This window comes from Burkholderia sp. LMG 13014, from assembly GCF_905232215.1.
In the GTDB taxonomy this organism is placed as follows: Bacteria; Pseudomonadota; Gammaproteobacteria; order Burkholderiales; family Burkholderiaceae; genus Burkholderia.
The window spans coordinates 1-10,047 of the sequence record NZ_CAJNKE010000193.1; the positions used below are offsets into that span (position 1 = coordinate 1).

Below are 10,047 nucleotides of genomic sequence, written 5' to 3' on the forward strand. Positions count from 1 at the left end.
TGGTCGGCAGCCGCGAAGCCGCGGCGCGCGGGCCGAAGCAGTTCGTCGACTTCCAGAACGACGTGTCGGCCGCGGACATCCTGCTGGCCGCACGCGAAGGCTTCGAGTCGGTCGAGCACGTGAAGCGCTACACGGCGATGGGCTTCGGCACCGACCAGGGCAAGCTCGGCAACATCAACGGGATGGCGATCCTCGCGGGCGCGCTCGGCAAGACGATTCCGGAAACGGGCACGACGACGTTCCGCCCGAACTACACGCCCGTGTCGTTCGGCACGTTCGCGGGCCGCGAGCTCGGCGATTTCCTCGACCCGATCCGCAAGACCTGCGTGCACGAGTGGCACGTCGAGCACGGTGCGCTGTTCGAGGACGTCGGCAACTGGAAGCGGCCGTGGTACTTCCCGAAGAACGGCGAGGATCTCCATGCGGCCGTGAAGCGCGAATGCCTGGCGGTGCGCAACAGCGTCGGCATCCTCGACGCGTCGACGCTCGGCAAGATCGACATCCAGGGCCCGGACGCCGTGAAGCTGCTGAACTGGATGTACACGAACCCGTGGAACAAGCTCGAAGTGGGCAAGTGCCGCTACGGGCTGATGCTCGACGAGAACGGGATGGTGTTCGACGACGGCGTGACGGTGCGCCTCGCCGACCAGCATTTCATGATGACGACCACGACGGGCGGCGCGGCGCGCGTGCTCACGTGGCTCGAACGCTGGCTGCAGACCGAATGGCCCGACATGAAAGTGCGGCTGTCGTCGGTCACCGATCACTGGGCGACGTTCGCGGTGGTCGGCCCGAAGAGCCGCAAGGTCGTGCAGAAGGTGTGCCAGGACATCGACTTCGGCAACGAGGCGTTCCCGTTCATGAGCTACCGGAACGGCACCGTCGCGGGAGCGAAGGCGCGCGTGATGCGGATCAGCTTCTCGGGCGAGCTGGCCTATGAAGTGAACGTGCCGGCGAATGCGGGCCGCGCGGTGTGGGAAGCGCTGATGGCGGCCGGTGCCGAATTCGACATCACGCCGTACGGCACCGAGACGATGCACGTGCTGCGTGCGGAGAAGGGCTACATCATCGTCGGCCAGGATACCGACGGCTCGATCACGCCGTACGACCTCGGGATGGGCGGGCTCGTCGCGAAGTCGAAGGACTTCCTCGGCAAGCGTTCGCTCACGCGCTCGGACACCGCGAAGGAGGGCCGCAAGCAGTTCGTCGGCCTCTTGACCGAGGACGAACAGTTCGTGCTGCCGGAAGGCGCGCAGATCGTCGCGAAGGACACGCAGGTGTCGGCGGTCGATCCGACGCCGATGATCGGCCACGTGACGTCGAGCTACTACAGCCCGATCCTGAAGCGCTCGATCGCGCTCGCGGTGGTGAAGGGCGGCCTGAACAAGATGGGCGAGAGCGTCGTGATTCCGCTGGCCAACGGCAAGCGCATCACCGCGAAGATCTCGAGCCCGGTTTTCTACGATACCGAAGGGGTGCGTCAGCATGTGGAATGAAACCAGAAACCAGACGCAGGTGGCAGGCGCGGGCGGCGTGACGCTTGAATCGCCGTTCGTCGGCGCGGCCGACGTGCTGAAGCCGCACCAGGCGCGCGCCTCGAAGAAGTTCACGCTGCGCGAGCGGCCGTTCCTCGATCTCGTCAACGTGCGCGGCGAGTTGAGCGATCCGGCGTTCGTGAGCGCGTTCGAGCGCGTGGTCGGCTGCCGGCCGCCCGCAGCGCCGAACACGGTCGCGCGCGGCGCCGAGTACGACGTGCTGTGGCTCGGTCCCGACGAGTGGCTCGTGCGCTCGAACGGGCCCGTGCAGGCCGGCGTGCTGGAGGCGCAGCTCGCGGAAGCCGTGCAGGGTTCGTATGCGGCGGCCGTCGACGTCGGTAGCGGCTACACGGTCGTCGAGATCAGCGGCGAACGCGTGCGCGACGTGCTCGCACGCGGCTGCCCGCTCGATCTCCATCCGCGTGCGTTCAAGCCGGGCCAGTGCGCGCAGTCGCACTACTTCAAGACGTCGATCGTGCTGATCCCGACGGGCGACGATGCGTTCGAGATCGTCCTGCGTCGCAGTTTCGCCGACTACTTCGTGCGCATCATGCTCGACGCGGCCGCGCCGCTCGCATCATGAAGCCGTTCGACGAACCGTTCGTGGCGATCGACGCGCCGCGCCTGCGAGGGCGCGGCTGGAGCGTGTTCGTCGACGAATTGAAGGTGCCCGCGCGGATCGGCATTCATGCGCACGAGCATGAAGCGCCGCAGCCGATCGTGATCGATGCGCGGCTCGGTTATCGGTGCGAGCCGAGCGAGCAGGGCGAGTGGATCGATTACGACGGCTATTGCGCGCGCGTTGCCGCGTTCCTGTCGCACAAGCCGCATACGCGGCTGCTGGAGACGCTCGTCGCCGATATCGCGGTGCTGTCGTTCCGCGAATGGCCGGCGCTGGAGTCGCTGACGCTGTCGGTGTACAAGCCGAAGATCCGGCCCGGCACGAAGCGTGTCGGCGTGTCGCTCGACTGGACGCGCGGCGATTATTTGCGGTGGACGGGAGCGGCAGGGCAGTTTTGATGCGGGAGAGGCGGTCGGCGAGTGCGTCGAAACGATGCCGGTCGGCCGTCAACGCAGCACTTGTTGGCCTCTATAGTTCCTGAAATATGAGAATAATGTGCCGACTGTGAGCATGGCGGCTTTTATTCCTGAAATATGAGAACAATTAGCCATCCCTGACGTTCAAGCCTATAATTCCGATATTCTCGTAACAATGCCGTCGATACACGCTCGCCGGCGTTTTGTTCCTGGTATCCCGGAATTATGGCCCGCACCTTACCCCGCCCGATCGCATCACCCGACCCGCTGGCAGTGGATCTCGCCGCGTTGGGGGCGCTCGTCCGCAACCGGCGGGCGCAGAACCAGATGCGGATCGACGACGCGGCCGATATGCTCGGCGTCTCCAAGGACGTGCTGTCGCGGCTCGAAAACGGCCGGGCAGTGAGCCTCGACAAGTTGTTCAAGGTACTCGACGGTCTGGGGCTCAATTTGCTCGTCGTGCCGAAACGCGAAGTGCCCGTCGCACGCAAGGCGTTGCATGAACTGGCTGAGGCGACTGTTCCGGCGGGGTCGCGGGAGGGCGCCTGATGGTTCATCGCCTGCGAATCTCGACCAACGGTTCGCCCGTCGGGCAACTGACCTATGACGCTCGTCAGGATGACTACGGTTTTTCGTATGACCCGACGTGGCAGGCGCGTGCGGATGCGTTTGCGTTGTCGCCGTGCATTCCGCTCGACGGTCGTGCGCTTCCCGAGGGGGCGGTACAGCGCTTCATCGGCAATTTGTTGCCCGAGGGGCGTGCGCTCGAAGTGGCCGCGGCGATGTATCAGCTATCGAAGGACAACGTGTTCGGCCTGATCCGGATGCTCGGCAAGGAGCCGGTCGGCGCGCTGAGTTTCCTGCCGGACGACGCCGAGGATGCGCAGGCGCCGGAAGCCCTCGAGTCGGAACGTCGCGTGATATCCGCGGAGGAGTTGACCGACCGCATTCGCAAGCGTGACGCGATCCCGTTTCCGGTGTGGGACGGTCAGGTTCGTTTGTCGATTGCCGGCCATCAGGACAAACTGCAGGTGCTGGTCGAGGGGGAGCAATTTGCACTCGTCGAAGGGGCGCTCAGCAGCACGCACATTCTGAAGCCGGAGTCGGGCAACCCGCATGCGCCGTTCATGGTCGCCAACGAACATTTCTGCATGACGCTGGCCGAGCGTATGGGGCTGCCAGTGGCGCCCGTCGAGATTCGCCGCATCCCGGAACCCATTCTGCTGATCGAACGATTCGACCGGGTCGTGACGACCGAGCCGGACGATCCGACTCGCGTCAGTGCGGTGCGGCGCCTTCATGTCATCGACGGATGCCAGGCATTGGACTTGCCGGCGACGCTCAAGTACGAACGCAATCTCGGCAACAATGCGGACGTGCGCAATATTCGCGAAGGCGTGAGCTTCGAGAAGCTGTTCTCGCTGACGCCGTGCCTCGAGACCCCGGCGGCCGCGCGCACGGCCATGCTGCGCTGGGCCCTGCTGCAACTGCTGATCGGCAACAGCGACGCGCACGGCAAGAACATCTCGTTTTTCGTCAGCGGTGGCGGGCTTGCGCCGGCGCCGCTTTACGACCTCGTGTGCGTCAACGTGTATGGCGACGCGTACGTGCAGGATATGGCGATGGCTTATGGGGATGTGTTTCGCGCGGAGGACCTGACCGCGTTCGCGCTCGCGGATTTTGCGCATCGCGCGCAGATCCGGCCAGCATTCGTCGCGCGCGAAATGTCGAAGATGGCGAACCTGGCGAGGAAGCTTGCACCTGAATTGGCGGAGTCCGACGTTTATGCGGGCGACGAACGTGGATGGGTAAGCAATATTTCGGAGTACGTGTGTGCTCAGGCTGACCGTGTGCTGCGTATTGCGCCCTTGGTGTCCAAGGTGGATACCGATCTGCTTTGAAATCGAGCGTTCCACGGGTGATCGCCGCAACACGCGTTCCGGTGTGTCATAGCGATGACCCTGAGCCGCAGCGTCAAGCCACAGCCGCCCCATCCCGCGCCGGATAGTCGACATACCCGCGCGCATCGCCACCAATGACGTTCCGGCTACTTCGTCGGGCCGATAGCCGTGCGTGACCATCGTCTTCAACCGACAGGAATATCTGGATACAAGAATGAAAACACGGCGGAATACCGCCGCAATTGCGAGCGTCCTTAAAGCGACACCCGCTCCAGGAATTTTTTGACCTCGAGCGAGTAGGCGCCGGGATGCGAAAACCTGAACATGTGACCCGTGCGCGGCATGATGACTTCCTGCGCGTGCGTTATGCCATTCAGGAGGATCCCCGCGGCCTCTTCTCCGATCAGCTTGTCTTCCGCGGGCGTCAGAATGAGCGTGGGAACGTCGATCCTTTTAAGAAGGGACGTATAGTCCGCCGTTTCGACCGAGCGCATGCGGTTGACGTAGGCCATGTGCGGCGTCTCGTTGACGAAGAGTGCACGCGTCTTTCCGGTCGACCATGAAATCTCGCCCTCCTTGTCAAATGTCGAAGCCAGCTGTGCCGCGTGTATGCGAAGGGTCATCTGTCGGTAAAAGGGCCCAGGGAAAAACGGTGCAAGCGCGGCCAGCGTCTTGAGCAAGGGCGACGTGATCGGGCTCTTCGCAAAACCACCCGACAGCACCAAGCCCTTCAGGCCCTTCGGCCGCCGCGTCGCAAACACGATCGATGAGACCGCCCCGTAAGAATCGCCAACCAGCACATAGTTCTCGAGGTCCTTCGTTTGGTCGACGAGGAAGTCGGCCAGCTTTTCCAGATCGCTCACGTCGTCCGGCAAACGAAGGGTGCGCATGGTGCGGTGCTGCAACGCGGTCAACTGCTCGAGTTGCCACGGGGCGCCCGAGAAGCAGGGAATCATGACCAAGGTGGGCTCTTTCACTGGGGTACTCCTGTCGGGTTGAATGAACGATGACCCGACTTTAGGAGGACCGCGGCGTTCGATCCAATGGCATTTGCACACGATGTCGATGCACGAGATTCATGGTCTCGTGGTCGCGCCAACAACAGCCAGCCGCTGTCGATGCTCAGCCGGCAATCATCATTCCGGTCAGCCACTGAACGACGGGTTCGTTGGCGCGCCCTCGCGCGCGCATGACGAGCACCTCCCAGGTTGGGAGCGCCAACGGGAGCTCGAACAGGCTGAGTTGTGCCGTCTCCTGCAACCGCAGTGCGACCCGCTCGGCGACGACGGCAATCGATTCCGAAGCGCCAACCATGAACGGAACCGCCAGGAAGCTGGGGCACGTGGCGCTCACCTTGCGGGTACGGCCCATGGACTCCAGCGCATCGTCGACAGCCCCCCGCGCATCGCCGCGCGGCGAGACCAGGATGTGGGGCAGCCGGACGAAGTCGTCCAGGTCCATATGCAGCTTGTTACCTCGCCTGACCAGTGCCGGGTGCCCGTTGCGGGCAATGCCGATGAAGCGCTCTTTATGGACGATCTGGCACTCGAAACGCTGCGGGACCTGAAAAAAAGAACCCGCTCCCAATACGATGTCGAGTTCGCCGCTGTCCAGCATGCGCAGGGCGGATTCGGCGTCGGCCGGCTTGAGCTTCAGCACCGCGCTCGGCGCGGCGGCCTGGATTTTTGCCAGAACCGGGCTGATGACCGTCAATACGGCGTGATCGGTGGCGGCTACCGAGAGCGTCCCTTGAAAGCGGCCAGGATCGAACGCGCCACGCGGACTGACGACGAGCCTCACCGACTCGAGCACCGCCGCCACTTGCGGCATCAATTCGACGGCCAGCGGCGTCGGCTCGATCCCGCGGGGGTTGCGAATGAAAAGCTGATCGTCGAAAGCGGCACGCAGCCTCGACAGGGCGTGGCTGGTGGCGGACTGGGACAAATGCAGTTTTTCAGCGGCGCGTCCGACGTGCCGCTCGGCCCAGAGCGCCTCCAGTGCAACCAGCAGGTTGAGATCGAAACGCGTCAGATCCAGGGGCGTCATGCTGCACGTGTCGTCGAGTGTCAACGGATCCTAGTTGCCGCGGACCGACGTCGGGCTCGACTTCTCGCTGACCGGCACCATGCGGCCCTTCGCATCGTTCGCGGGGGGCGCGGCTTGCGCGTCGTCGTCCGGTTCAAGCACGAAGCGGAATGCATCGACCCGCTGCATCACCTTCGCCGCATACGCGTTCGAGCCGCCGCTGTAGCTCCTCAGTCCGGCCCGCACGTCGCCACCGGCCGCCCTCACGTAGCCCGACAGAATCGCGGAGCCGACTTCGACGTTCGCGTTCGGTTCGGTCAGGTCCTTCACGTTGCGCACCAGGCCGCGGTGCGCGGTCGGCACGACCTGCATCAGCCCGGTCGCGCCATGCTGGCCGCGCGCCTTTTCCTGGAAGCGCGATTCGATCGAAATAATGGCGTAAACGAGGGCGGGAGGCAGCGAATATTTCGTCGCAGTGACGCTCACGATGTCGGCGAGCTTTGCGGCCCGTTCCTTCGCGACGCCGAACTTCTTCGTCAGGTAGGACGTGATGCGGCGGTTTGCTTCGTTCGGCTGATCGTTGGCGTCGGCGAGCGGTGCGGATGCGACGGACGGTGCCGATGCGGCCGCTTCTGGCGCGAACGCAGGCAGTGCGGGCGCTTGCTGCGCCGATGCCTGTTGCGCGATGCCGAGCGAAAGCACGATCAGCCAGAGAAACCGTCGCATGGTGGAGTGCGGGGATTGGGAAGGCGCCTAGTATATCGGCCAATTGCCGCAGGTGGTCGAATGCCGGCTCGAATGAAAGCGGCATGTAGGCTTGTGTCGACTCGCGTCGGGCGGCGGGCCGATCGTTGCGCGGACACGCATCGGAGTCCGGATGAACGTTGCCGGGCGTGGCGTTTCGGTCGTTTTTACAGGCACCTGTGCGTGACAGGATATGTCCCCGCGCGCATTACGTGCGCCGGGCAGCCGCCACCCGTGCAATCGCGCCGATCGCATCGCTGACGAGCACCGCGAGCAGCCCGACGATTATGCCGCCCTGCAGCACGAACGCGGTGTTCGACGTCTGCAGCCCCGCAATGATGACGTCGCCGAGCCCGCGCGCGGCGACCGTCGAGCCGATCGTCGCGGTGCCGAGATTGATCACGACCGCGAGCCGGACCCCGTTGACGATCACCGGAAACGCGAGCGGCAGCTCGACCGACACCAGTTGCTGCCAGCCGCTCATTCCCATCCCGCGCGCGGCGTCGACGACGTCGCGCGGTACGTCCTCGAGGCCGGCGATCGTGCTTTCGAACACGGGCAGGAGGCCATACAGCACGAGCGCGATCAGCACGGGCTTCAATCCGAAGCCGACGGCCGGCACCGCGAGCGCGAGCACCGCGACGGGCGGGAAGGTCTGGCCGATGTCGACGACGCTGCGCGCGACCGGCAGGAAATCCGCGCCCCACGGCCGCGTGACCGCGATGCCGGCCGCGACCGCGACGATCGTGCCGATCACGCTCGACAACGCGACCGTGCCGAGATGCGCGAGCGTCAGGTCGAGCAGGCTCGCGCGATCGTAGATGACCGGTGCGCCGTTGTCCGCGAACGGCGCGAACCATCCTTGCAGCCATGCGGGGCGCAACAGCAGCACCAGCAGCAGGGCGAGCGCGGCGGCGCGTGCGACGGTCGCGGGGAGTGCCGACCGCCCAGGCTGCATGCTGCTGCGCGTCGTCATGCGGGCTTCCTGGCGTGCGCGCGGATCGCATCGAGCGTGATGCGGCGCGTGTTGTGGCCGTTGCCATCTTCCACTGGCAGCACATCGACACCGCGCCACAGCAACTCCGACACCGCATCGCGCAGCGTGCGCGTCGCGGCGATCGGTTCGCCGTCGGCATGACCGGATTCGGCGACTGCGTCGATCGGCGTCAGCGCGAGCAGGCGCAGCGGCCGGTCGACGCCCGCGACGAGCTGCTCGACGACGCCGGCTGCCGGCTTGCCGAGAATCTCGGCCGGCGAAGCGACCTGCAAGAGCCGGCCGCCGTCCATCACCGCGATCGTGTCGCCGAGCTTCAGCGCTTCCTCGATATCGTGCGTGACGATCACGACCGTGATGCCGAGGCGGCGCTGCAACGCGAACAGGTCGTCCTGCGCCTTGCCGCGAATGATCGGATCGAGCGCGCCGAACGGCTCGTCCATCAGCAGCATCGCGGGCTCGGCCGCGAGCGCGCGCGCGACGCCGACGCGCTGTTGCTGACCGCCCGACAGTTCGTGCGGCAGCTTGTCCGCGAACTCGGCCGGTGCGAGATGGAACAGGTCGAGCAATTCGTTCACGCGAGCGTCAATGCGATCGGCGGGCCAGCCGAGCAAGCGCGGCACGGTCGCGATGTTGCGCGCGACGCTCCAGTGCGGAAACAGCCCGTGCCCCTGGATCGCATAGCCGATGCCGCGCCGCAGCTGCTCGGGCGCAACGGTGGCCGTATCGACGCCGTCGATGCGGATCGTGCCGCTGGTGGGCGCGATCAGCCGGTTGATCATGCGCAGCAGCGTCGACTTGCCGCTGCCCGATGCGCCGACGAGCGCGGTGATCGTGCCGCGCTTCATCGTCAGCGACACGTCGTCCACGGCGACGACGTCGCCGAAGCGTTTGCCCGCACGTTCGATCTCGATCATCCTGCACGCCCTTTCGCGAGCGTGGTCGCGGCTTCGAACATGACGGCCGCCACCAGCGCGAGCGCGATCGTCGGGATCGCGCCGAGCAGCACGAGATCGGCGGCCGATTGCCCGATCCCCTGGAAGATGAAGGTGCCGAAGCCGCCGCCGCCGATCAGCGCGGCGACCGCGGTCAGCCCGATGTTCTGCACGAGCACGATGCGCACGCCGCTCAGGATCACCGGCAGCGCGAGCACGAGATCGACACGCAGCAGCCGCTGTGCGCGCGTCATGCCCATCGCGCGCGCCGCTTCGGTCACGTGCGGCGGCACTTGCCCGAGCCCGACCACGACGCTCGACGCGATCGGCAGCAGCGAATACAGGAACAGCGCGAGCACGGCAGGAGCCACGCCGATGCCGCGGATGCCGAGCGCGGCCGCGAGCGGCACGCGTGCGGCGAGCAGCCCGAGCGGCGCCATCATCAGCCCGTACATGGCGATGCTGGGGATCGTCTGCACGATATTGAGCACGGGCATCGCGATGGTACGTACCGCCGCGATGCGCGCGCACGCGATGCCGAGCGGTACGCCTGCGATTAGAGCGGCAGCCACCGAGCCACCGGCGAGCGACACGTGCCGGATCGCCTCGCGCCAGAAATCGTCGCTGCGCACCGCGTATTCGCGCATCACGGAGAGGCCATCCCACCAGCCGCTCGCGAGCGGCACCGAAATCGCTGCTATTGCAACGACGAGCGCGGCGAGACGTCGCCACGGGCCGAACGAGAGACGTGCGAGCGCATCCGCGACGAGCACGGCCCACGCGAACAGGAGCAGCCAGACACCGGAGGAGGGCGACACGCGGGCGAGTGTGTCATCGGGTGCGACGACGTGCGTTGCGGCCGCGCCGACCGCGTA

The 10,047-nt window shown here is 65.7% G+C and carries 11 protein-coding genes; 5 read left to right on the plus strand and 6 right to left on the minus strand.

The annotated features are described in order from the left end of the window. From JYJ84_RS19330 to JYJ84_RS19350, 5 genes are all read left to right on the plus strand, one after another. On the plus strand, nt 1-1,496 hold a 1,496-nt coding region (locus JYJ84_RS19330; RefSeq protein ID WP_275890730.1), incomplete at its 5' end, for a glycine cleavage T C-terminal barrel domain-containing protein. Further along, nucleotides 1,486-2,118, plus strand: coding sequence for a sarcosine oxidase subunit gamma (locus JYJ84_RS19335; protein ID WP_122947937.1), 633 nt, complete (start codon nt 1,486-1,488; stop codon nt 2,116-2,118). The genes JYJ84_RS19330 and JYJ84_RS19335, both read left to right, overlap by 11 nt. Further along, nucleotides 2,115-2,555 carry a dihydroneopterin aldolase gene (locus tag JYJ84_RS19340; RefSeq protein ID WP_069252424.1) on the plus strand — a complete coding sequence of 147 codons (441 nt, stop codon included), beginning with the start codon at nt 2,115-2,117 and terminating at the stop codon, nt 2,553-2,555. Before JYJ84_RS19335 ends, JYJ84_RS19340 begins: the two co-directional genes overlap by 4 nt. A gap of 243 nt (nt 2,556-2,798) precedes the next feature. Continuing rightward, entirely contained in the window at nt 2,799-3,122 is a 324-nt protein-coding gene (locus JYJ84_RS19345) for a helix-turn-helix domain-containing protein (protein ID WP_175223392.1), read from the plus strand. Continuing rightward, nucleotides 3,122-4,474, plus strand: coding sequence for a HipA domain-containing protein (locus tag JYJ84_RS19350; protein WP_175223391.1), 1,353 nt, complete (start codon nt 3,122-3,124; stop codon nt 4,472-4,474). Before JYJ84_RS19345 ends, JYJ84_RS19350 begins: the two co-directional genes overlap by 1 nt. A 254-nt stretch (nt 4,475-4,728) precedes the next feature. Here the strand turns inward: JYJ84_RS19350 and JYJ84_RS19355 are convergent, their stop codons facing one another. The 6 genes from JYJ84_RS19355 to JYJ84_RS19380 form a co-directional block, all read right to left on the minus strand. Further along, nucleotides 4,729-5,451 (minus strand): alpha/beta fold hydrolase, encoded by a 723-nt coding sequence (locus JYJ84_RS19355; protein ID WP_205169618.1) that lies wholly within the window; start codon nt 5,449-5,451, stop codon nt 4,729-4,731. A gap of 145 nt (nt 5,452-5,596) precedes the next feature. Then, complete coding sequence (locus tag JYJ84_RS19360) at nt 5,597-6,520, minus strand: LysR family transcriptional regulator (protein WP_175223390.1); 924 nt, start codon at nt 6,518-6,520, stop codon at nt 5,597-5,599. 30 nt (nt 6,521-6,550) lie between these two features. Beyond that, complete coding sequence (locus tag JYJ84_RS19365) at nt 6,551-7,225, minus strand: lytic transglycosylase domain-containing protein (protein ID WP_122947933.1); 675 nt, start codon at nt 7,223-7,225, stop codon at nt 6,551-6,553. Nucleotides 7,226-7,451: 226 nt separating this feature from the next. Continuing rightward, complete coding sequence (locus JYJ84_RS19370) at nt 7,452-8,219, minus strand: ABC transporter permease (protein ID WP_175223389.1); 768 nt, start codon at nt 8,217-8,219, stop codon at nt 7,452-7,454. Further along, on the minus strand, nt 8,216-9,154 hold the full coding sequence (locus JYJ84_RS19375; RefSeq protein WP_122947931.1) for an ABC transporter ATP-binding protein: 939 nt from the start codon (nt 9,152-9,154) through the stop codon (nt 8,216-8,218). Before JYJ84_RS19375 ends, JYJ84_RS19370 begins: the two co-directional genes overlap by 4 nt. Further along, nucleotides 9,151-10,047 (minus strand): ABC transporter permease (locus tag JYJ84_RS19380; protein ID WP_205189381.1); only part of this gene is annotated, 897 nt, incomplete at its 5' end. The genes JYJ84_RS19375 and JYJ84_RS19380, both read right to left, overlap by 4 nt.

What these genes read in the sequence shown, in the direction of transcription:
- JYJ84_RS19350 (WP_175223391.1), top strand. Translation starts at nt 3,122, where the DNA reads ATGGTTCATCGCCTGCGAATCTCGACCAACGGTTCGCCCGTCGGGCAA.
- JYJ84_RS19375 (WP_122947931.1), bottom strand. Translation starts at nt 9,154, where the DNA reads ATGATCGAGATCGAACGTGCGGGCAAACGCTTCGGCGACGTCGTCGCC.
- JYJ84_RS19360 (WP_175223390.1), bottom strand. Translation starts at nt 6,520, where the DNA reads ATGACGCCCCTGGATCTGACGCGTTTCGATCTCAACCTGCTGGTTGCA.
- JYJ84_RS19370 (WP_175223389.1), bottom strand. Translation starts at nt 8,219, where the DNA reads ATGACGACGCGCAGCAGCATGCAGCCTGGGCGGTCGGCACTCCCCGCG.
- JYJ84_RS19340 (WP_069252424.1), top strand. Translation starts at nt 2,115, where the DNA reads ATGAAGCCGTTCGACGAACCGTTCGTGGCGATCGACGCGCCGCGCCTG.
- JYJ84_RS19345 (WP_175223392.1), top strand. Translation starts at nt 2,799, where the DNA reads ATGGCCCGCACCTTACCCCGCCCGATCGCATCACCCGACCCGCTGGCA.
- JYJ84_RS19335 (WP_122947937.1), top strand. Translation starts at nt 1,486, where the DNA reads ATGTGGAATGAAACCAGAAACCAGACGCAGGTGGCAGGCGCGGGCGGC.
- JYJ84_RS19365 (WP_122947933.1), bottom strand. Translation starts at nt 7,225, where the DNA reads ATGCGACGGTTTCTCTGGCTGATCGTGCTTTCGCTCGGCATCGCGCAA.